Raw genomic sequence first — 22,770 nt, forward strand, 5'->3', positions numbered from 1 at the left:
CTCATCTTATGAAATGGGTGACCAAGGTATTAAATAGCTTTCGCTACGCATTGGAAGGACTTCGTTATACTGTAGTCACACAGCGCAATATGCGAATTCATTTTGTAGTAGCGCTCGCGGTACTAGTCGTTAGTCTGTATCTTCCGTTAAGTAAATTCGAAGTGCTGGTACTGTTCGTCTCGATTGTGCTAGTATTATTTGCTGAGCTATTAAATACGGTGATTGAAGTGATTGTGGATATGGTGACCGAAGAGTACCATCCACTAGCCAAAATAGCGAAGGATGTAGCCGCAGGAGCTGTTTTGTTGACAGCTGGACTTGCTGTAATCGTCGGAATTAGTGTATTTTATCCTTATCTCAATATGTTGTTTCATCAAGTGTATAGTACTCAAAAGGCTCTTTATCCTGCAAACATTGGTTTAGCGGCACTTATTGCATTTGATTTCTTTTTGACTCTGATGGTGAAGGCATGGGTTCATCGTATGAGAAAGCCAGAATTGGAGCCTAGCATGACTACTTCATTGTCGGTTTGTGTAGCAACGTTAATTGTGGCGGTCATCGGCAACTTAACGATTACACTGATGGTTTTGTGTTTGATTCTTCTATTTTTAGGGACAAGGGCCAGGGTGCAAAAACCTACACCCATTTTCTTTGGAGCGGTTCTAGGACTGGTTGTGGCGCTCATGGGTGTCCAACTGTTATAAGTGAATATAAGGAAGGTAATAAGATGAAAAAGTTAATAGAATTAGCGATTGAAGCAAGGCAAAATGCGTATGTACCGTATTCAAAATTTCCAGTTGGAGCGGCCCTTCTAGCTGCGGATGGTACTATATTTAAAGGGTGTAATGTTGAAAATGCTTCCTTTGGCCTAACAAACTGTGCAGAACGAACTGCGATTTTTAAAGCGGTTTCAGAGGGAGTTCATGGTTTTGAAGGAATTGCAATTGTAGCAGATACAAAGGGACCTGTGTCACCGTGTGGAGCTTGTCGTCAGGTGTTATCCGAGCACTGTGCCCCTGAAATGAAAGTATGGCTGACAAACTTACATGGAGAAGTACAAGAAACAACGGTCGGGGAGCTACTGCCGGGTGCTTTTGTTAAGGGGGATTTGCACGTTGAGTAAAAAAATACATAAATCTGGTTTTGTTGCCTTAATTGGACGTCCCAATGTAGGCAAATCTACTTTAATGAATTACTTGATTGGTCAAAAAGTTGCGATTATGTCAGATAAACCTCAGACAACTCGTAACCAAATACGTGGCGTTTTAACCAATGAAGAAGGCCAAATTGTATTTTTGGATACGCCAGGAATTCATAAACCACAATCTCGTTTAGGGGAGTGGCTCGTGAAGACCGCGCAGAATACACTTGCTGAAGTGGATTTGGTTTTGTTTTTAGTGGATGCAGGAGAAGGTTTAGGTGCAGGCGATCGCTATATCATGGAGAATCTAAAGGGCGTACGGACACCAGTATTTCTCGTAGTGAATAAGATAGATCAAGTTCATCCAGATAAACTTTTTCCCATCATCGATGAGTATAGGAAAATCCATAATTTCACAGAGATTGTCCCTATTTCAGCTTTGAAGGGGAACAATACCAATACATTGACAAGTGTGATCTTTGAGCATCTACAGGAGGGACCAGCCTACTATCCATCGGATCAAGTGACAGATCACCCAGAGAGGTTTATAGTTGGGGAGCTGGTCCGTGAAAAAGTATTAGAGCTGACAAAAGAAGAGATTCCTCATTCTGTTGCAGTGGTTGTTGAGGAAATGAGCATCCGTGAAAATCAGCAGACGATCTATATTCGAGCTGAGATCTATACGGAACGTACTTCGCAAAAAGGGATTTTGATCGGTAAACAAGGTGCGTTGTTAAAAGAAGTAGGAAAACGGGCACGTGCGGAAATTGAACCCCTACTCGGATATAAAGTCTTTCTTGATTTATGGGTGAAGGTAAAAAAAGACTGGAGAAATGCAGATTTCTATATACGGCAATTTGGTTATCGGGATGAAGATTATTCATAATAAAACTTGCCAATTTTTCCATCTCATATGAATCCCCTTCTTCGGTCATCTTAAGAATGTACAGGTACATCAAGCAGAAAGGACGATGCTAGATGCGTAATTTCTCGTGGCATTGCTTCTCTACGACTGGCGATATCGAAGCCTATTTACTTTATAAAGAGTGTGAGGCGTTGGCTGGTGGATGTGACCAGAGACTGGTTGAGGATGAAGAAGAAGAAGGGTAGAAAGGGCTAGCCAATGTTAGTAAAGATTGAGGGAATTGTCATTAGGGCACGTTCATTTGGTGAGAGTAATCAAGTGGTTCAAGTTTACTCAGAGAACCTGGGAAAGCTTTCTTTTGTTGCACGGGGTGCCAAGAAAACAAGAAGTCGGTTTGGTGCGTTGACACAACCTTTTACGATTGCCGACTTTGTCTGTTTTTCAAGTGGAAACGGTCTTCCGACATTAAACCAAGCAGACCTTGTCCATTCCCATCAAGCAATTAGGCAAGATCTACTACGAACTTCATATGGAGCATACTGGTTAGACTTAGTTGACCATCTCTTTGAGGAGAAGGAACCGAACCCGGGTTTATATCGCTTTTTAAAAACAGCTTTCAATTGGTTAGAACAAGAAAAGGACCCAGATATACTTACACGTATGGTTGAATGTAAAATGATGGCTGCTGGTGGCTATCGACCTATCTTACATGCGTGTGCTCACTGTGGCTCTGAGGAACGCCGTCCTGTTACTTTTAGCATTTATCAGGGCGGTTTTCTATGTGATGCATGTAAACACATTGATTCTCACTCTCTTCCTTTATCTGATACAACTATTCGCATTCTTCCTGTTCTGGTGAATCTTCCGATCGATCGACTGGGGGAAATCACGATAAAAGAAGAGACGAAGCAACAGTTGGAGAGAGTGATCAGATCGTTTTTGATGGAGCATGTAGGAGTTCGGCTCAAGTCATGGGATATTTTGGAACAGATGCGGAAAGTATGGATGGATTCGGGTGAGGGTTCTACTACTTAAGCGAAGTTCACATACTAAATAAGACCAGAAATTTAAGTCCTAAGTACCTAAGCATCTAAGATCTAAGTACCGTAAGACCAGCTTGTATTTGTATTAGGGCTCGGACAATGCTGTGGGATCGGTACTGAGCGGGTACAGACTCTCCGGCCTCGATTAAGCAACAGTCCTGTCTAAACGACACCGATTAAGAAACTTTCTGGTCGTCCTTGACACTCCAGATTATTTCCACTACATTTAAAGGTACAATCGAATGACCGTGCTACGAAGGAAAAGAGTACCTAGGAAGAGTTGCCAAAGCGAATCAGGGATAGTGAAAGCCTGGTCAATCAACCTAGCGAAGGGCAGTCTGGAGCACGAAGCGGAATGAAGGCGGATAGTAACAACATCGTTGCTATCAATTAGGGTGGAACCGCGGGAGTAAGCCTCTCGTCCCTATGACGAAGATCTTGATGATCTTCGTTGTAGGGATGAGAGGCTTTTTTGCTTGTCCGCGAATTTTATGGAGGTGACCATGCTAATGAATTTTCAAGCAATCGTGAAGACACTGCAAGACTTCTGGTCTGCTAAGGGATGCATTTTCAGTAATTCGTATGACGTGGAGAAAGGCGCGGGGACACTAAATCCGATGACTTTTCTACGTACACTAGGGCCTGAGCCTTGGAATGTGGCGTATGTAGAGCCTTCCCGCCGCCCAAGTGACGGTCGTTACGGAGAGAATCCCAATCGTCTATACCAACACCATCAATTTCAAGTCATCATGAAGCCAGCTCCAAACGATATTCAAGAGATCTATCTGAAGAGCTTACAAGCACTCGGAATCGATCCATTGCAACATGATATTCGATTTGTTGAGGATAATTGGGAAAATCCTACATTTGGTGCTGCGGGACTTGGCTGGGAAGTATGGCTAGATGGTATGGAGATTACGCAGTTTACGTATTTTCAACAAGTAGGCGGAATCGAGACCAATCCTGTCTCGGTAGAGCTAACATACGGACTGGAGCGTCTGGCTCTTTATATTCAAGAGAAAGAAAACGTATACGAGTTGGAGTATACAGATGGAGTTTTGTATGGGGACATCTTTAAGCATCCTGAATATGAACACTCTAAGTATACATTTGAGATATCGGATGCAGACTTGTTGTTCCATTTGTTCGATAGCTATGAAAAAGAGGCTCATCGCATCTTGGAAGAAAATCTTGTCTTCCCCGCATATGATTACATCTTAAAGTGCTCTCACACATTTAACTTGTTAGATGCTCGAGGTGTAATTAGTGTCACGGAGAGAGCGGGATATATTGGTCGGGTGAGAAATATGGCTCGTCGTTGTGCGAAGGCCTTCATCGAAGAGCGTGAGAAGCTTGAATTTCCGTTGTTAAAGAATTCTGGGGGTGAGCAAAGTGAGTAAACAGGATTTCTTACTCGAAGTGGGCGTAGAAGAAATGCCGGCCCGCTATGTTTCTGAGTTGATCAGGCAATTGGAACAAAATACGCAGGAGTGGTTTAAGAAATATCGAATTTCATTTGAGCAAGTAACTTCTTTTTCTACTCCGCGACGTTTGGCTGTTCTGGTCAGCGGGGTAGCGGATCGACAAGCAGATCTTCATGAAGAGGTAAAAGGTCCGCCAGCTCGCATTGCGAAAACACCAGAAGGTGAGTGGAGTAAAGCAGCAGAAGGGTTTGCACGTAAAAATGGAGTTTCAGTAGATCAGTTGGAGCTTCGAGAACTAAAGGGTGAGAGCTATTTATTTGCTGATGTTCATCAACCGGGTGGCGAATCATTTGATATCGTGTCCTCAGCTTTTCATGAGGCATTACAAGCTTTTCAGCCACCTAAGACGATGCGCTGGGATCAATATCGCTTTGTCCGTCCTGTCCGTTGGCTCGTTGCATTATTAGGTACTTGCATTGTACCTATCTCATGGGCTGGTGTAAGTGCGGGGAATCTCACTCGTGGACATCGGTTCCTAGGTGAAGAAGTAGCGATTTCGGAGCCTGCCTCGTATGAAGATGTTCTTCGTGGGCAATATGTGATTGTAAATGCAGAGGAACGCAAACAAGCGATTGTCCAACAGATCCGTTATCTGGAAGAGGAAAATGACTGGATTATTCCGATTCACGAGGGGTTATTGGAAGAAGTTACGAATTTAGTGGAGTATCCTACAGCGTTATCCGGTATGTTTGATGAATCATTTTTACAAGTGCCCGATCCTGTGCTAATCATTACGATGCGGGAACATCAGCGCTATTTCCCTGTGCAAGACTTAGAAGGGAAGCTTCTCCCATTTTTTATTACCATTCGTAATGGTGATCATCAGCATCTTGCTCTAGTAGCGAAAGGAAATGAGAAGGTATTATCCGCACGTTTAGCAGACGCTCGTTTCTTCTATGAAGAAGATTTAAAAACAGATTTGTCTACATTTCAAGGGAAACTAGAGCAGATTGTTTTCTTTGAAGGACTTGGTACTATGGCTGATCGAGTGCGCCGAATTCAATGTATCGCGCAGCAGATTGGCAGACTATTACAGCTAGACGAGAAAATGCTACAAGATTTAGATCGTGCCGCCTCTCTTTGTAAATTTGACTTAGCTACACAAATGGTAGGCGAGTTACCCGAGTTAGAAGGTTTTATGGGTAACGTTTATGCACAAGCAGCAGGAGAGACTCCAGGGGTTGCTATCGTAATCGATGCTCATCACAAGCCTCGTTTCGCAGGGGACGAGATGCCTGCTACGCTTCTTGGCACGATTCTCTCAGTAGCAGATAAGATGGATACACTATGTGCAACGTTCGGTATCGGTATTCAACCAACTGGTTCCCAAGATCCATATGGCTTGCGTCGTCGAGCAACAGGATTAATCCAGTTATTCCTAAGTGAACATTTACGTGGTGTAGAGATGATTGAAGTCATTCAGATCGTAGAGCAAACACTACGTCTGCATAACCTGGTTAAACTATCGCCAGAGCAATTCTCCAATGAACTCTATCCGTTTTTGATCCTTCGCTTCCGAAACATCTTACAGGATGCTAACTTACGCTATGATGTGGTGGAAGCAATTGCAGAGTCTGGATTTTCTCGTCCTGCACTTGCTGTGGACAGAGCTCATGTTTTACAAGCAAAGTTAGATCGGGAGGAATTCAAGCTAGAAGTAGAAGGCTTTACTCGGGTGGCTAATTTAGCGGCGAAAGCAGATGATGCACATGTTCAACCCGATTTGTTTGTTGAAACATCGGAAAAACAACTTGCAAAATCACTTGAACTTGCCAATGAAGCGTACCGCTCAGCTTATGAATCGGAAAATGCTTTAGGCATGTATGATGCCATCGCCAGTTTAACTCCTGAGATCCATCACTTTTTTGACCATGTGATGGTTATGGTAGAGGAGGAGCAGATTCGAAAAAATAGGCTCGCGCTGCTCAGAGAAATTACTAACACGACGCGTACTTTTGCGGCATTTGAACAAATCGTGTTTCCTTCTTAGAAAATGAAAAGCTTTCAAGAGGTGTTTGCATCATCTTGAAAGCTTTTCTTATGTTGTAGAAACCTATATGTATTCCTTTGTGGCATACAATTTTCTATTAATGTTTAGTAATTTTCAAAATAAAATTACTTTTAACGAAATTAAATCATTAATTTGCGGTCAAGTCGATATGATTCTGAGAGGAATAAGATATTTTTAATGACCAATATTCGAAAATATCAGATGATATAGGCATTAAACGTAGAAAAACGATGATATAAAAAAGAATCGTTCTATATTATGAGTTGTAAAACCAATAGCGATACTAGTAAACAGTATAAAATAGTATATTGTTTTTTTGTTTGGTTTGTATTATTCTTTACTAAAGCTAAATAGTCTTGCTACTATTCTTAGTTTAAAATACATTTAATATATTCAGGATATTCTATCATTAAGGACTTTAAATATATTAAGTGTATAAAAAAGTTTTTCAACTTTATAGCGAAAGAGGAGGACTAGACATGTCAGTGAAAAAAGGTGTGTCGATTGCTACTGCTTCTATGCTGACTTTAAGTGTAGCAAGCGTAAGTGTCTGGGCGGCTAATGATGCTCCAGTAAAAAATGTTCTTGATCAACAAGAAGCATTACAAAAAATATCGAAAGATACAGGCTCTCAATTTTCGGTAGCTTGGGATTCAGAGACCAAGGCCCCTTCTTTTGTTAGAGGTAAAATTTCGAATAAAAAGTTAAAAACCAAAGAGGATGCCTTAGCTATATTGGAAGAGAATAAAGGGCTATACCAGATCAAACAAGCAACGTCTGATCTAATATTAGACAAGCAAGGTTCAGATCAGTTTGGTAGCTTTTATAAGTTTCAGCAAGTGTATAAAGGAATTCCTGTATTTGGACATCAGTTAGTGGTTCATGGGGATCAAAAACAAATAAGCAATTCTGTAAGTGGTACATTTGATGCTCAAGTATTCTCAAAAGAGATTAACACCGAAGCGAAGTTGACTGAAGCGGAAGCGACTAAGAAGGCTAAGCTAGCCAATGGATTAGCTGAAGTCAAAATGTTTGATATTCAAAAAGCTAATCTATACATCTATGGAGTTAGTACAGGAAAACATATACTTGTTTATCGTGTTACCTTATCTACACTAGAAAAGAGCGAACTATTCTATTCTGATATATTTGTCGATGCTCAGACAGGTGCGATTGTGGATCAGATTGATAAGGTTCACCATGCAGCGGCTGTAGGGAAAGGCAAGGGTGTTCTAAATGATAACAAATCTATAAACACAGATTCATACTCAGGTGGATACTATCTACGCGATATCACGAAGCCTATGTACTCCCAAAATGGTGGAGCGATTGAGACATATACAGCAAAAAATCAGATGGTGTCACCAGGCACACTTCTTACGGATTCAGATAATATATGGGTAGACCCAGCGGCTGTTGATGCCCATGTGTATGCTGGAAAGGTATACGATTACTACTATACAAAGTTGGGTCGAAACTCTTTTGATGGTGAAGGTGGAACGTTGAAGTCTACCGTTCACTATAGAGAAAATTATGGTAATGCAGGTTGGACAGGGACACAGATGGTCTATGGAGATGGGGATGGCAGTGATAAATACGCATACCTATCAGGAGCATTAGATGTAGTTGCCCATGAAATAACGCATGGTGTTACAGAACGAACAGCTGATCTGGTATACGAAGGACAGTCGGGTGCTCTAAACGAATCATGGTCAGATGTATTTGGAAATTTAATTGAAAATAAATCAGATCCAGAGTGGCTCTGTGGTGAGGATATCTATACACCTAACATACCAGGGGATGCATTGCGCTCCATGTCAGATCCCAATAAATATGGGGATCCTGATCATATGAGGGATTATGTGAACACAACTGAAGATCATGGTGGTGTTCACACAAACTCAGGGATTCCGAACAAAGCATTCTATAATTTCGTCACGACTTCTGGTGTGACTCGTGATAATGCAGCAAAAGTATGGTATCGCGCTCTTTCGCAATACTTAACTTCTAATTCAAAGTTTATCGATGCGCGCAATGCAACCATTCAATCAGCAACTGACCTTTTTGGAACAGGGTCGAAGGAAGTAAGTGCTGTGACAAATGCTTGGAGTAACGTTGGAGTAGGTGGTAACTCTCCTGATAATCCAGATCAACCAAGTGGCGATCCATACGAATCAAACGACACTCGTGCTACTGCATATAAGATCAGTTCTGGTACTACCTACAACGGCAAAATTACCTCTAGAACTGATGAGGATTGGTTCCGGCTTACAAAATCAACCTCCGGAATCATTTCGGTAAGGTTGACGAACTTACCAGAGGATTACGATCTCTATCTTTATGACTCTTCTGGAAACCTACTGACGTATTCCGAAGAGGGTGGTAAAACGAGTGAGTCGATCTCTTACCGAGGTTCTGCTAGAGCGACTTACTATATAAAAGTAGTTGGTTATGATGGGAAGAACAGTTCAACTGCCTATGCACTAAAGGCTACCTATTAAAGGGAATTGTGCCTTATTCTTAGAGTAAGTAGGACATGATTCATATCCAAAAAGACTCCTTGCTTCTCCAGTTCGCTGGTGTGGAAGCAAGGAGTCTTTTTTCAGCCTCGTTTTAATGCGTGTAGCGCATCCATCATATTTCGTAGATGTGGTTCAGATTGGGCTATAGCAATAGAGATTGGAGTTTCTGGACTTACCGTTTCAGCAAAGGTTAATAATTCTCCATAAGCAGAAGTTGGGAAGGAGATGTGTGTGGTTTCTTTGGTATCTCCCCAACTCATAGCATAAGAAAGCTGGATAAAGGCCACATGCGGTTGAATTTTCTCATAGAATTCAATCCAGTTTGGGGGAGCATAAAGGATTTCTTTCTCTGTAGCCCCAGCAAACATACTTCTTGAACGGTGCATGTAAGTTAGTAGATGTGAGGTGATTCGGGCATTAGCCGTATCGAAACACAACTTTACGCCTGTTTTTTCTACTATTTTTAGGAGATGATTAGGTGTGCGAAGTGCTGGATAAAGCTCAGAATGTCCTGGTTCAAAATACCCCTCATCCCCCATGGGTGCATTTTCTAGAAGGAGTCCAATTTGATGTTGGTCCGCATATTTCTTTAACTGCGTTAATTGGTCAATAATCCGCTGTACATACTCGGTTTTATAATCCTGTAACGCATAAAAATCAGTTGGACGGGCGTCTAAATATTCAAAAATGGTTCCTAGGGCTACTTTGGTTCCATGAACGATGAAAGACGTAGGAGAAGAGGTAGTAGCGTGTATAATGTTAAACCACTCTAACCATGCCGATAGAGAGAATTCTGTGTCTCCTAAAGTTAGGTTTTTAGGAGCACGATAAGCAATTGGCTTAATTCGAGCCAGTTGCAACAGGCTTTGGAATTCCTGAGTGGTACATATCTCATTGGGAAGTTGAAGCATCATTTGGTCAAAACCAAATTGTATACTACGACGCAACCCAGATAAATCTAGTTCAGTATTGATTGCAAGGGGATTTGATAATAACATGTTGTCTGCCTCCAAATATCGTTAACTCACCTTCACATTGTATAAAAAACGTTGTCAGTTGGCTAGGATACATACAAAATATAAGTTTTCGTTTTTTATTTGTAGAGCTTCTATCTTTGAACTCTTATTGGAAAATGAAAACATATAGTATATACTTTATAAGGTAATTACTATAAAAGTATAACACATTTCGATAAGTCTTTACCCGCTGGAGGTGCACCAACATCGAGCTGACGAAGCGCCAGGAGAAAATACTGGAAATCGTAAAAAGTGAAGGTCCCATTACAGGTGAACAAATTGCGGACCAGCTACATCTGACTCGTGCCACATTACGCCCGGATTTAGCTATTTTAACAATGTCTGGATTTTTAGATGCGAGACCACGTGTTGGTTATTTTTATTCTGGCAAGACTGCCAACCAATTAATGGGAGAACACATTCGTAATCTATATGTTAAAGACTACAAGTCTGTGCCAGTGGTCGTAACAGAGGCAACTTCTGTTTACGATGCGATTTGCACGATGTTTTTAGAGGATGTAGGTACGATTTTTGTGATTAAAAAAGAAGGTTATCTGATCGGTGTAATATCACGTAAAGACTTATTACAAACTTCTATGGGTAAACAAGATCTAAGCTCGATTCCTGTAGGAGTCGTGATGTCAAGAATGCCGAATCTGATCACTTGTACATCAGAAGATACACTTCACTATGCTGCACAACAAATGATGAGACATCAAGTTGATTCACTTCCCGTTGTTCGTCCTTTTCAAGGAGATACTAGGCACTTTGAAGTGATTGGACGTATTAGTAAAACGACTTTAGCGAAGGCATTTGTCGAACTCGGGCAGCACATTTCTGTATAGAGGAGGAACCATCATACTACTATCTAATCATGCCGTGGTTTATGTAATTTCAGACTCTGTTGGTGAGACAGCTGAGTTTGTAGTGAGGGCTGCGGTCAGCCAGTTTGAATACACACATCTAGAGATCCGTCGTGTTCCCTATGTGATGGATCGAGAGACGATATTGGAGACAGTGCAGGCTGCTAAAGAAGAGAAAGCATTAATTGCTTTTACTTTAGTTTTACCCGAAATGCAACATTTCCTTACGGAAGAAGCCATCAAAGCGGAAGTTCCCTATGTAGATATTATGGGGCCAATGATGGATGGACTCTCTAAGCTGATTCAGAGTGAACCGAAACGAAAGCCCGGACTCATTCACAAATTAGATGAGGAATATTTCCGTAAAGTAGAAGCGATCGAGTTTGCTGTGAAATATGATGATGGTCGGGATCCTCGTGGTTTACTGCGAGCCGATGTTGTATTAATCGGCGTATCCCGTACTTCCAAAACCCCATTATCAATGTATTTGGCTCACAAACGACTCAAAGTGGCCAATGTACCACTTGTTCCTGAAGTGGAGCCACCAGATGAATTATATTTGATTCCATCAGAGCGCTGTATCGGTTTAATTATTGATCCAAGTCAATTAAATAATATACGAAAAGAACGTCTAAAAGCCTTAGGTCTTACATCAGGAGCGAATTATGCGAGTGAGACTCGTATTTTAGAAGAGTTAGATTATGCGGAAAGGATTATTCGTAGAGTAGGTTGTCCACGTATTGACGTGACGAATAAAGCAGTAGAAGAGACTGCCAATATTATTCTAGATATGAAAAAGGGAGGCTACACTAGATGAGTCGGAAATGGGTGTATTTATTTCATGAAGGATCAGCTAAGCAGAAATCTTTACTTGGTGGAAAGGGAGCGAACTTAGCAGAAATGACGAACGTGGGGCTCCCCGTTCCTCACGGTTTTACGATTACGACAGAGGCATGTAACCAGTATTATCAGGATGGAAAGGTAATTAGCGATGAGATTATCGAGCAAATGAAGGAATCCCTAAAAGGATTGGAAGAGAATACGGGAAAGCAGTTTGGAAATCCTGACAACCCGCTCTTGGTTTCCGTTCGCTCAGGGGCAGTATTTTCTATGCCGGGGATGATGGACACGGTACTTAATCTCGGTTTGAATGATGAAACAGTGGCAGGATTGGCAAAGCTAACAAATAATCCAAGATTTGCATACGATTCATACCGTCGTTTTATCCAGATGTTTGGGGATGTAGTGATGGGCGTGGAACATTATCATTTTGAAAAAATCATCCAAGCAAAGAAGGCGCAATGTGGTGTAAAAAGTGATCCTGAGCTAACGGCCGAAGATTGGCAGGATGTCATTATGAAGTTTAAAGCAGTTATCTTTCAACAAACCCAAATGGCGTTTTCAGAATCTCCTATAGAGCAATTGCTTCAAGCGGTTACGGCCGTGTTTCGTTCGTGGCATAATCATCGCGCTAAGATTTATCGTAATATCCATAAGATTCCGGATCATCTAGGTACAGCAGTAAATGTGCAATTAATGGTATTTGGAAATATGGGAGATGATTGTGGGACAGGGGTAGCTTTTACTCGAAACCCTTCTACTGGAGAAAATTACTTATACGGTGAATTTTTACTTAATGCTCAAGGGGAGGATGTAGTTGCGGGAGTGCGTACACCCGAACCGATTGCTCAGTTAGCAGAGAAAATGCCTGGTGTTTTTGAGCAGTTCCAGCAAATTGCGCAGAAGTTAGAACTTCATTATCTAGATATGCAAGATATTGAGTTTACTGTAGAGAGGGGAACTCTTTATATACTTCAGACCCGAAACGGAAAGCGTACAGCAGATGCAGCGGTGAAAATTGCGGTAGATATGGTAGGAGAATCTTTAATAAATAAAGAAGAAGCCATATTGCGGATTGATCCAGATCAACTGGATCAACTTCTTCACCCACGATTAGATCCAGGTGCAGAGTTAGAAGTGGTTACAAAAGGTCTACCTGCTTCACCAGGAGCAGCTTCAGGTGAAATCGTCTTTCATGCTGACGATGCAGAAAAATTAGCTAGTAAAGGCAAGGCAGTTATTTTAGTACGACCAGAAACGACGCCAGAAGATATCCATGGTATTTTAGCCGCCAAAGGTATTTTGACCAGTCGGGGTGGGATGACTTCTCATGCAGCTGTAGTTGCACGCGGTATGGGGAAAGCATGCATCTGTGGTTGTGAACAGTTGAAAATTGATCTGCGTTCCAAAGAAGTAAAAGTCGGGGGTCATGTTTTCCATGAAGGCGATTTGATCACGATTGATGGAAGCACAGGCCGTGTCATTCAAGGAAAAGTCCCACTCATTGATCCCGTTCTATCTCCTGAATTTACAGAACTGCTTAGCTGGGCGGACGAGATTCGAAGGATGAAAGTACGGGCCAATGCAGATAATCCAGAAGACTCACGTAAAGCGAGGGAGTTTGGTGCAGAAGGAATCGGCTTATGTCGTACGGAGCATATGTTTATGGAGCTAAACCGAATTCCGATTGTACAGAAAATGATCTTAGCAGAGACTGATGATGAACGGAATGAAGCATTAGCTTCATTGCTTCCTATGCAGAGGGAGGATTTTGTGGGTATTTTGGAAGCAATGGATGGCATGCCGGTTAACATCCGTTTACTTGATCCGCCGCTTCATGAATTTCTGCCTAATTTAGAAGAGTTAATGGTCGAGTTAACTAAATTACAAATGACGCCTGATGCGGATAGGCTAGAGATGATTCGCAAAGAAGCATTGATTCGTAAAGTACGATCACTCCAAGAGTTTAACCCCATGCTGGGGCATCGAGGTTGCCGTCTTGGACTAATCTATCCCGAGATCTATGCGATGCAAACACAAGCTATCTTTGAGGCGGCAGTCCATTGTTTGCAGAGAAGTATTCCAGTGGAAATTGAAATTATGATCCCACTAGTAGGGCATGTCAAGGAATTAACCGAGATGAGACGTCTTGTTGAACAAATCGGTTCGGAGATCGAAAAATCAACTGGGCTGAAGATCCCATACACAGTAGGAACGATGATTGAAGTGCCTCGTGCGGCACTCACGGCGGATCAAATAGCGGAAGAAGCCGATTTTTTCTCCTTTGGAACCAATGATTTAACCCAAACCACATTCGGATTTAGCCGTGATGATGCTGAAGGGAAGTTCCTGCACGCATATGTAGATAATAAAATACTTCCGGAAAATCCATTTGTTTCAATTGATCTCGATGGTGTCGGGAAATTAATTGAGATGGGTGTCTCCCTAGGAAGAGGAAAAAAATCCGATTTAAAAACGGGAATCTGTGGAGAGCATGGTGGCGAAAAGCGATCGATCGAATTTTGTCACAAAATTGGGCTGGATTATGTAAGTTGCTCCCCGTTCCGTGTACCGTTAGCCCGATTGAGTGCGGCACAAGCAGTTATTAAGCAAGAAAATAGGTGAAAAACAGCCCATAAAAAATTTCGTGATAGATACCCGGTTGACCTCGGGTATTTTTTTATTACAATGATTCTAAGATATAGTGTAAAGCTTTTTCTAATATTGAGGATTGGAGCATTTTCTTTTCATGTCATTTTATATATAATTGGAAGAATGTAGAGTTCTCATTTATGGGAAGGAGAAGGCTTATTTTTTGTAGAATTAAGGTGATATATCTCCTTTATCACGGTAAGTATGACGAAATTCTTCTTGAAGAAAATATTACCATGTGAAATAGACACATATGATGAAGGACTTTTTTGCTGAATGGCGAATAAGTACCAGATGTGTATAGAGGACATATTTCACTACAAAGTCTGCCAGTAGAAAGTAGTGGTGGGGATGGGGCACAGAATTTCAGATGAAGTTATCAATCAAGTCCGCAGACACTTCGACATCGTAGATGTAGTGGGAAAATATGTTCAGTTAAAGAAAAGTGGGCGTAATTATTTTGGATTATGTCCTTTTCACTCGGAGAAGACCCCTTCTTTCTCGGTAGCTGCTGATAAACAAATTTATTATTGTTTTGGCTGTGGTGCAGGTGGAGACTCGATCAAGTTTATCATGGATGTAGAGCAATTATCTTTTTTGGAAACTGTAGAACGACTCGCTGAAGAAGCAGGGATTTCTCTGCCTAATGAAGTAAGAGAACTTACACCTGAAGAAGTGGAACGGACTACGTTGTACAAAATTCTTGATCTATCTGCCAAGCTGTATCATCATGTATTGATGAACACCCCTCAAGGAAATGATGGAAAGGCTTATCTAGCACGAAGGAGAGTTAATCCAGAGACTGCACAAGAATTTCAACTGGGATTTGCACCTAGGTCTTATGACTTTTTATTATCCTTTCTTACTAAGCGTGGTTATGCAACTTCCTTAATTGAAAAGGCTGGTCTCATTAAAAAGAATGAATCTCAAGGAATCTACCGAGATCGCTTTTACGGCCGACTCATGTTTCCGATTCACGATTCCAAGGGACGTGTGATCGCATTTGGTGCGAGAAGTTTCGAGGAGAATGAGCAAGCCAAATACTTAAACAGTCCGGAGACTGGAATGTTTCATAAACGAAAACAACTGTATAATCTTCATCGTGCAAAGTCTTCAATCCGTAAAGAACAAAATATCGTTCTTGCGGAAGGTTATATGGATGTCATCATGATGTGGCAGGAAGGTGTTCATACAGGGGTTGCTACACTTGGGACCGCGCTCAGCGAAGACCAAGTAAAGGTAATCAAGCAACATACGAAGAGTGTTATAATTTGCTATGATTCTGACAATGCTGGCCGAAATGCTGCCTTGAAAGCGCTGGAGTTGATGAAGCCGCATGAATTGATGGCAAAAGTAGTAGCACTTCCAATTGGCTTTGATCCAGATGATTACATTCGTCGATTTGGGGGAAATTCTTTTCAGAAGGAAATGATCTCAGGTGCTCTTTCATCTACTTCCTTTCAACTAGAACTGGCGAAAAAGGATTTCAGGCTTCAAGATGAGGTGGAACGCCTCGCGTATATTCGGAAAGCGGTGGAGTTGATTTCTGATTTGCCTATCGCCATTGAACAGGATCACTACTTGAGAAAACTGGCTGAAGAATTTCAAATCTCAATGGAAGCTTTGAAAGAGGAACAGAGGCATATCAGATTTCGAAAGAAAAAGCAAGCCTGGGGGGATAAAGAGGCAGGGAAGTGGAATAATGGGTACAAAGAAGATGGAAAAAGGGTACTTAGAAAGTTACGTTCCTATCATCCGATCGAACGCGCGGAGATGCACCTACTCGCACATATGATGCGGGATCGCTCTGCTTGTGATTGGGTACAGGATCATTTAGGAGCGGATTTTCAGACTGAGGTCCATACAGCACTAGTAGCGCACTTGTATTCGTATTATGCAGAAGGTCACCCAGCAGATCTAGGGCAGTTTTTGCACAGTCTTAATGAACCTTCCTTTATTCATAAAGCGACAGAAATTGCAATGATGGATGTCCCTGACGAAGTGTCAGAAGAAGCTCTAAAGGATTATATAAACCAAGTAAAGCAAGTTCCATTGGAACGTGAATGGAATAAAAACCAAAAGCTTGTGAAGCAAATCGAACGTGCTGGAGAGCCTATGAAAGCCGCCCAGTTGGGACTAGAGTTAATTGAACAGCTGAGACAAAAGAAAAAAATGCGGTAATCATGCGATCCAGGAAGGAGGAAACCTACTTTGGCGAAAGAACAAAATGTCGATACGGAATTAGAATTTACTCTTGAACAATTAAAGAGCCAGCTTACAGAGTTAGGAAAAAAACAAGGCTTTTTAAGCTATAAGACCATTATGGAAAAATTATCGAGTTACGAACAAGATTCGCAACAGGTAGATGAATTCTTTGAAACACTAAATGAGCAAGGGATTGATGTAATTAACGAGGGTCAAGACGATGAAGATCCCTTTAAATTTAATGCTTCAAATAATACAGAGGATCCATATGTCGATGATCTAAGTGTCCCACCAGGGGTTAAGATTAATGATCCTGTCCGCATGTACTTAAAAGAGATTGGTCGAGTTCCTCTACTATCTGCTGAAGAGGAAGTAAAGCTTGCCACTCGTATCGAAGAGGGCGATGAAGAGGCAAAACGCCGTCTCGCAGAAGCGAACTTACGTTTAGTTGTGAGTATTGCGAAAAGATATGTTGGACGTGGGATGCTCTTTCTTGATTTAATCCAAGAAGGAAATATGGGACTTATTAAAGCAGTTGAGAAATTTGACTACCGGAAGGGATTCAAATTTAGTACTTACGCAACATGGTGGATCCGCCAAGCAATTACACGTGCTATTGCAGATCAAGCACGTACGATTCGAATCCCTGTGCATATGGTTGAGACTATTAACAAGTTGATACGTGTCAATCGTCAGTTGCTTCAAGAACTGGGTCGAGAGCCTTCCCCGGAAGAAATTGCAAACGAGATGGGACTTACTCCTGAGAAAGTCCGTGAGATTCAAAAGATTGCTCAAGAGCCAGTATCACTCGAAACACCGATTGGGGAAGAAGATGACTCACACTTAGGCGACTTTATCCCTGATGATGATGCACAAGCACCAGCAGAGGCAGCAGCCTATGAGTTACTAAAAGAACAGCTAAAAGATGTATTAGATACTCTTTCTGAGAGAGAAGAGAATGTACTTCGACTTCGATTTGGTCTTGACGATGGAAGAACTCGCACACTAGAAGAGGTTGGTAAGGTTTTTGGTGTTACTCGTGAACGAATTCGTCAGATTGAAGCAAAGGCATTACGCAAGCTTCGCCACCCAAGTAGAAGCAAGCGTTTGAAGGATTTCCTAGAATAAAGATTCCGTCTCTTTTCGTGGATTTCAGGTAAATAGCGCCCTTCGGGGTGCTTTTTGTTTGGATTGATCTAATTTTATCTTTTTTCATTCCCCAATGCAAATCGGAATCAAGACCAAAATAAGAAGATATGCTAATAATATTGAAAATTATTGAAGTAAACAAACTTATCTGGCTATAATGGACTTGAAAGCGCATACATTCCGTTGGTGGAGGGGACAGCATGAACTATGACTTAACAGCAGAGCAACTTATGATCCGTAATATGATGCGGGACTTTGCGGATGGTGAAGTAGCTCCAGAAGCAGACGAGCGAGATCGCAACAAGGAGTTCCCGCTCGAGATTATGAAAAAGCTAGGAAAGTTGGGGATGATGGGGCTTCCATTTGAAGAAGAGTATGGCGGTGCAGGTGCAGATACTATCTCGTTTGCTATCGCAGTTGAGGAGCTAAGTCGTGTATGTGCTTCTACAGGTATTACTTATTCGGCCCATATCTCTTTAGGTGGTGCTCCATTGTCGCTATTTGGGACCAAGGAACAAAAAAGGGAGTTCCTCGTACCAATTTGTGAAGGAGCCTCCTTAGGAGCATTTGGATTAACAGAGCCAGGTGCAGGTTCCGATGCAGGTGGAACGATTACAAAAGGGATTCGTACAGAAAATGGTTGGACTATTACAGGCTCAAAGTGCTTTATTACCAATGCAAGTTATGCGAAGTTTGTATCCCTTACTGCTAAAACAGAGACGACGGGGTCCTCGAAAGAAATTACAGCGTTTATCGTACCTACAGACGCACCTGGATTTGAAGTGATCAGCAACTACCATAAGATGGGGTTGCATAGTTCCAATACAACCGAGTTGGTTTTAGATCGTGTAGAGATAGCGGAGGACGCTGTGCTTGGAAAAATAGGAGAAGGTTTTAAACAATTCTTGGTGACGTTAGATGGAGGCAGAATTGGCATTGGTGCTATGGCAGTTGGTATTGCTCAGGGAGCGTATGAACTGGCACTCAAATATGCAAAAGAGCGTATGCAGTTTGGAAGATCGCTTTCGAAGTTCCAAGTGATTCAACACAAGTTGGCAGATATGGCGATGGAAATTGAGTTAGCGCGGACATATGTATATAAAGCGGCGTGGCTGAAGGATCAAAACAGAAAGTATACGACAGAGGCTTCTATATGTAAATTATATGCGTCAGAGATGGCGATGCGAGTCTGCTCCCAGGCTGTTCAGATTCACGGTGGATGGGGTTATATGCACGATTATAAAGTAGAGAGAATGTTCCGAGACTGCAAATTAGCTGAGATTGGAGAAGGAACGTCGGAAATACAACGTAACATTATCTCAAGGGAAATTGGTTGTTAGAGGGGGTTGCTTTTTTATCCCCATTTATCGAGCGATCGTTCGATAAACTAATTGTAGACAGTCTTGATAAAAAAATAATCTGTTATCATTCTTGCGATATCGCTTCCTGTATAATAAATGGAAGACGATATCATTTTTTTGATTTTATGAAAAGAGGAGTAGCTAATTGAATACCCCCCCCATCCTAAAAGATTTTCCTCATTCGTTTGAGACAGAACGATTGATCATACGTGCTCCATTACCGGGTGATGGTTCTGAAATCTGTGAAGCTATGATGGAGACTTTAGATATACTACAACTTTGGATGCCTTGGGCACAGCAAAATCCGACAGAAGAGGCAGTAGAAGCAAGCGTGAGAAAAGCACACTGTGAATTTCTGGAAAGAACGGATTTTCGCTTTCACCTTTATGAAAAAGATACAAAGATTTTTGTGGGTAGTAGCGGATTACATCAGGTCAATTGGCAGATTCCCAAATTTGAAATTGGATATTGGTGTAGAAAAAGTTTTATGGGAAAAGGATACATAACGGAATCAGTAAGAGGTTTAACAGTATTTGCTTTTCAAGTTTTTCATGCCAATCGAATTGAGATTCGTTGTGAAGAGCGCAATATGAAAAGTCGAAAAGTAGCGGAGAGACTTAACTATCAGTTAGAAGGCGTTTTACGGGATGCTAGCATGGATATGCAGGGAAATCTGACAAATAAGTGTATATACAGTATGATTGCGGATGATTTTCGTAAGCTTTCATTGCGCAAAAGCGATTGAGCGGCAATGTAAACGCTTGCATAAATAGTTTTCTACAATGTAAACTGAAAGAGTAGTTGTAAATTTCCGATTAAAGGAGAGATTCAGATGACATCTAATGTACATAAAGACCATCTACCTATTATCGATGTTGATTATTTGGAGATTTACGCTGGAAATGCAAAGCAGACAGCCTACTTTTTCTGTCAGACTTTTGGGTTTCGCTTAGTGGCTTATAGAGGGCTTGAGACAGGAAGCCGTGACAAAGTATCGTACCTATTAGAGCAAGGAAATATACGTTTGCTGATAAGTGGAGCATACCTTCCTGAGCATGAGATCACGAAGTTTGTGAATCTACATGGTGATGGAGTGAAAGATATCGCATTTTCTGTGGAAGATGCTGAGCTTGCTTTTGAAGAAGCGATCAAACGGGGAGCACTTGCAATCCAGTCCCCCACGATTGAAGAAGACGATTTTGGGGTTGTGAAGCGTGCTATCATTGGAACCTATGGTGATGCGGTTCATTCATTAGTTGAACGGAAACAGTATAAGGGGGTGTTTGCACCAGGTTTTGTCGAAGCACCAATGCAGATCCCTAGCAATCCTGCTGATTTAGTGGCTCTGGACCATGTAGTTGGAAATGTGGAAAGTATGGAAGAGTGGGTTTCTTATTACGAGCAAGTGCTCGGATTTAAACAAATGATTCATTTTGATGATGATGACATCAGCACGGAATACTCAGCACTGATGTCGAAAGTGATGACCAGCGGAACAGGTCGTATTAAGTTTCCGATTAATGAACCTGCTAACGGGAAACGCAAATCCCAAATCCAGGAATATTTAGATTTTTATCGCGGGGCAGGGGTACAACATATTGCGCTCATTACCAATGATATTGTGAATACGGTTGAAGCATTGCGCAAAAATGGCGTAGAGTTTCTCGATACACCGGGTTCCTATTACGATGAATTAACGGAGCGAGTCGGAAAAATAGATGAGCCATTGGATGAATTACGGCGTCTCAGTATCTTAGTAGACCGAGATGATGAGGGCTATTTATTACAAATCTTCACGAAACCTCTAGTCGATCGCCCAACATTATTCTTTGAAATTATTCAACGTAAGGGTGCTCGTGGTTTTGGGGAAGGGAACTTTAAAGCACTATTTGAAGCGATTGAACGTGAACAAGAGCGTCGTGGAAATTTGTAAGGTGTTTTCGGAAACAGACTCTAGACAGGTAGGGTCTGTTTTTTTGTATAAAATATATAATAGTGGGTCACGCTAAGCAGAAATATGCCAAAGTTTGAGGTGCCCATCTTGATGAAATTCACAAATCAGAAGATATTTTCTGTTAGTATATCAGCGATTCTAGTTATTTTTGCGATAAGTAGTACGTTTCTAAAGTTGAACCCAAGCACTACGGAGTCAAAAGAGAATCGAGCTATAGTGGATCGCCCACATTACCAAATTGATGCTACCTATGATGATCAAAATCAAGTAGTGAAAGGGAAAATGAGGGTTGATCTACCAGAGTCACGAACCGATCCTCAGAAAGAGGTTTATTTTCACTTGTATCCGAATGTCTTTCAAAATTGGAAGTACAACAAAGAATCGAAACCTCAAAAACCTGGTTTCATTAAGATACAAAATGTAAAAGTAGATGGCAGTGCGGTAAAGCAAGAGATACAAAATGAGATCATGAAAGTCGCCTTGCCTCAGGAGTTAGGGAACGGGAAGTCTGCACGGATTGAGATGGATTACACCTTACAGTTACCCAAAGGTGGAACAAGGCTTAACACCTTTAAGCATACAGCCTTCCTTGCACAATGGTACCCGATGCTTTCTGTGAAAGATAAAGAAGGGTGGCATAATGAACCTTATACTTCAATCGGCGATCCTTTTTATACGAACATGTCCGATTTTGACGTTACATTCCATGTTCCGGAGGGATATCAAGTCATTTCTACTGCCAAGGACCCGATCACCACGAAGGGCGGAGAGATAAAGCTGACGCAACATCAAGTCCGTGATTTTGCCGCTGTTATCACAAAGGATTATCAAGTGGTTCAAGGGAAATCAGGCAATATTCAAGTGAATCTGTGGTACTTAGCGGGTATGGACGATGTGAAAGAGGAGCTACATAAAGCGGCAGTCGATGGAATGAAATTTTTTGGTGAGCGATTTGGTTCATATCCCTATGAGGAAATCGACGTGGTTCTCGGCGAAACGGGTTATGGGATTGCAGGGATGGAGTATCCGGGATTAGTTACTTCTGTGCCAAAAGCTCCGAGTCTAAAAGGAGAAGTACCTGCTGTAAACGTGGTGGCACATGAATTGGCACACCAGTGGTGGTACGGCGTGGTGGGGAGTAATCAGGCAAAAGAGCCGTGGCTAGACGAGGGGCTAACTAGCTTCTCTGAATTTCTTTATATGAAAAAGCAAAAAGGCGAAAATGGAGAAGAATGGTTGAAAAAAGTGGTGACACGCACGGATCAGATTCACGATTCCCTGCACGTTCATAGTGCCCAGAGGCTATATGATTATTCTGATGAGGTCTATGGATTAATGGTTTATCTTCGTCCAACGGCGATGATGTTTGATCTGGTGAAGCAGATTGGCGAAGACAAAGTGATGAAAATTATGAGCACGTATTATCAGAAGTTCCAATATCGGACAGCTACAACGAAAGATTTCATCCGGATTGCAAGTGAGGTGTCAGGAAAGGATTTAACATCCTTCTTTGATCAGTGGTTATACTTTAAAGAAGATGACTCAAAATCCAAAAAGTCTGCTTCATGATGTGAAGTGAACCCAAAAAGTTAGACATGAAGATTTAAGCAGCCTGTAGGGTATGTGTTCGGTATTGAACCGGACTCATGCCCTTTAGTTTTATC

At 41.7% G+C, this 22,770-nt stretch carries 18 protein-coding genes; 17 read left to right on the forward strand and 1 reads right to left on the reverse strand.

The genetic code is table 11. The features are described from left to right. Window positions 1–8: 8 nt before the first annotated feature. From BT147_RS11950 to BT147_RS11985, 8 genes are all read left to right on the forward strand, one after another. The gene (locus tag BT147_RS11950; protein WP_072335604.1) at window positions 9–704 is read left to right on the forward strand and encodes a diacylglycerol kinase; all 696 of its coding nucleotides are present in this window, start codon (window positions 9–11) and stop codon (window positions 702–704) included. After that, window positions 701–1,123, forward strand: coding sequence for a cytidine deaminase (locus BT147_RS11955; protein ID WP_286119431.1), 423 nt, complete (start codon window positions 701–703; stop codon window positions 1,121–1,123). The genes BT147_RS11950 and BT147_RS11955 overlap by 4 nt, the downstream gene beginning before the upstream one ends. Further along, the gene (gene era / locus BT147_RS11960) at window positions 1,116–2,027 is read left to right on the forward strand and encodes a GTPase Era (RefSeq protein WP_286119424.1); all 912 of its coding nucleotides are present in this window, start codon (window positions 1,116–1,118) and stop codon (window positions 2,025–2,027) included. Before BT147_RS11955 ends, era begins: the two co-directional genes overlap by 8 nt. 92 nt (window positions 2,028–2,119) lie before the next feature. Beyond that, window positions 2,120–2,251 (forward strand): YqzL family protein, encoded by a 132-nt coding sequence (locus BT147_RS11965; RefSeq protein ID WP_072335610.1) that lies wholly within the window; start codon window positions 2,120–2,122, stop codon window positions 2,249–2,251. 13 nt (window positions 2,252–2,264) lie between these two features. Then, window positions 2,265–3,041, forward strand: a complete 777-nt coding sequence (gene recO / locus BT147_RS11970) for a DNA repair protein RecO (RefSeq protein WP_072335613.1) — start codon at window positions 2,265–2,267, stop codon at window positions 3,039–3,041. A gap of 517 nt (window positions 3,042–3,558) precedes the next feature. Further along, window positions 3,559–4,449: a glycine--tRNA ligase subunit alpha gene (gene glyQ, locus BT147_RS11975; protein ID WP_072335664.1), complete on the forward strand. Its 891-nt coding sequence runs from the start codon at window positions 3,559–3,561 to the stop codon at window positions 4,447–4,449. Further along, window positions 4,442–6,523, forward strand: coding sequence for a glycine--tRNA ligase subunit beta (glyS, locus tag BT147_RS11980; protein WP_072335616.1), 2,082 nt, complete (start codon window positions 4,442–4,444; stop codon window positions 6,521–6,523). The genes glyQ and glyS overlap by 8 nt, the downstream gene beginning before the upstream one ends. Before the next feature lie 500 nt (window positions 6,524–7,023). Further along, complete coding sequence (locus BT147_RS11985; RefSeq protein ID WP_072335621.1) at window positions 7,024–9,045, forward strand: M4 family metallopeptidase; 2,022 nt, start codon at window positions 7,024–7,026, stop codon at window positions 9,043–9,045. Window positions 9,046–9,146: 101 nt separating this feature from the next. On the opposite strand, the gene BT147_RS11990 is transcribed toward BT147_RS11985, so the two are convergent. Beyond that, window positions 9,147–10,064, reverse strand: coding sequence for an apurinic/apyrimidinic endonuclease family protein (locus BT147_RS11990; RefSeq protein WP_072335624.1), 918 nt, complete (start codon window positions 10,062–10,064; stop codon window positions 9,147–9,149). A gap of 230 nt (window positions 10,065–10,294) precedes the next feature. On the opposite strand from BT147_RS11990, the gene ccpN reads away from it, so the two are divergent. The 9 genes from ccpN (at window position 10,295) to BT147_RS12035 (ending at window position 22,675) form a co-directional block, all read left to right on the forward strand. Beyond that, window positions 10,295–10,927 carry a transcriptional regulator CcpN gene (gene ccpN / locus BT147_RS11995; RefSeq protein WP_072335626.1) on the forward strand — a complete coding sequence of 211 codons (633 nt, stop codon included), beginning with the start codon at window positions 10,295–10,297 and terminating at the stop codon, window positions 10,925–10,927. Between the two features lie 10 nt (window positions 10,928–10,937). After that, window positions 10,938–11,762 carry a pyruvate, water dikinase regulatory protein gene (locus BT147_RS12000; RefSeq protein WP_072335668.1) on the forward strand — a complete coding sequence of 275 codons (825 nt, stop codon included), beginning with the start codon at window positions 10,938–10,940 and terminating at the stop codon, window positions 11,760–11,762. Beyond that, complete coding sequence (gene ppdK, locus BT147_RS12005; protein ID WP_072335630.1) at window positions 11,759–14,410, forward strand: pyruvate, phosphate dikinase; 2,652 nt, start codon at window positions 11,759–11,761, stop codon at window positions 14,408–14,410. The genes BT147_RS12000 and ppdK overlap by 4 nt, the downstream gene beginning before the upstream one ends. Before the next feature lie 378 nt (window positions 14,411–14,788). Beyond that, on the forward strand, window positions 14,789–16,618 hold the full coding sequence (gene dnaG, locus BT147_RS12010; protein ID WP_072335633.1) for a DNA primase: 1,830 nt from the start codon (window positions 14,789–14,791) through the stop codon (window positions 16,616–16,618). A 30-nt stretch (window positions 16,619–16,648) separates the two neighbouring features. Further along, window positions 16,649–17,770, forward strand: a complete 1,122-nt coding sequence (gene rpoD / locus BT147_RS12015) for an RNA polymerase sigma factor RpoD (RefSeq protein ID WP_072335636.1) — start codon at window positions 16,649–16,651, stop codon at window positions 17,768–17,770. Between the two features lie 221 nt (window positions 17,771–17,991). After that, window positions 17,992–19,131, forward strand: a complete 1,140-nt coding sequence (locus BT147_RS12020) for an acyl-CoA dehydrogenase family protein (protein ID WP_072335639.1) — start codon at window positions 17,992–17,994, stop codon at window positions 19,129–19,131. A 166-nt stretch (window positions 19,132–19,297) separates the two neighbouring features. Continuing rightward, a complete protein-coding gene (locus tag BT147_RS12025; protein ID WP_072335641.1) occupies window positions 19,298–19,897 on the forward strand; it encodes a GNAT family N-acetyltransferase in 600 nt (199 codons plus the stop codon). Window positions 19,898–19,984: 87 nt separating this feature from the next. Next, window positions 19,985–21,085: a 4-hydroxyphenylpyruvate dioxygenase gene (gene hppD / locus BT147_RS12030; RefSeq protein WP_072335644.1), complete on the forward strand. Its 1,101-nt coding sequence runs from the start codon at window positions 19,985–19,987 to the stop codon at window positions 21,083–21,085. A 111-nt stretch (window positions 21,086–21,196) separates the two neighbouring features. Then, entirely contained in the window at window positions 21,197–22,675 is a 1,479-nt protein-coding gene (locus BT147_RS12035; protein WP_072335646.1) for a M1 family metallopeptidase, read from the forward strand. The last annotated feature ends 95 nt before the right edge of the window (window positions 22,676–22,770 follow it).

The sequence above is a fragment of the Thermoactinomyces sp. DSM 45891 genome (genome assembly GCF_900119485.1).
Classification (GTDB): domain Bacteria; phylum Bacillota; class Bacilli; order Thermoactinomycetales; family Thermoactinomycetaceae; genus Baia.

Coding starts and splice junctions, on each gene's coding strand:
- BT147_RS11950 (WP_072335604.1), top strand. CDS start 9: ATGAAATGGGTGACCAAGGTATTAAATAGCTTTCGCTACGCATTGGAA.
- BT147_RS11965 (WP_072335610.1), top strand. CDS start 2,120: ATGCGTAATTTCTCGTGGCATTGCTTCTCTACGACTGGCGATATCGAA.
- recO (WP_072335613.1), top strand. CDS start 2,265: ATGTTAGTAAAGATTGAGGGAATTGTCATTAGGGCACGTTCATTTGGT.
- glyQ (WP_072335664.1), top strand. CDS start 3,559: ATGAATTTTCAAGCAATCGTGAAGACACTGCAAGACTTCTGGTCTGCT.
- BT147_RS11985 (WP_072335621.1), top strand. CDS start 7,024: ATGTCAGTGAAAAAAGGTGTGTCGATTGCTACTGCTTCTATGCTGACT.
- BT147_RS11990 (WP_072335624.1), bottom strand. CDS start 10,064: ATGTTATTATCAAATCCCCTTGCAATCAATACTGAACTAGATTTATCT.
- ppdK (WP_072335630.1), top strand. CDS start 11,759: ATGAGTCGGAAATGGGTGTATTTATTTCATGAAGGATCAGCTAAGCAG.
- dnaG (WP_072335633.1), top strand. CDS start 14,789: ATGGGGCACAGAATTTCAGATGAAGTTATCAATCAAGTCCGCAGACAC.
- BT147_RS12020 (WP_072335639.1), top strand. CDS start 17,992: ATGAACTATGACTTAACAGCAGAGCAACTTATGATCCGTAATATGATG.
- hppD (WP_072335644.1), top strand. CDS start 19,985: ATGACATCTAATGTACATAAAGACCATCTACCTATTATCGATGTTGAT.
- BT147_RS12035 (WP_072335646.1), top strand. CDS start 21,197: ATGAAATTCACAAATCAGAAGATATTTTCTGTTAGTATATCAGCGATT.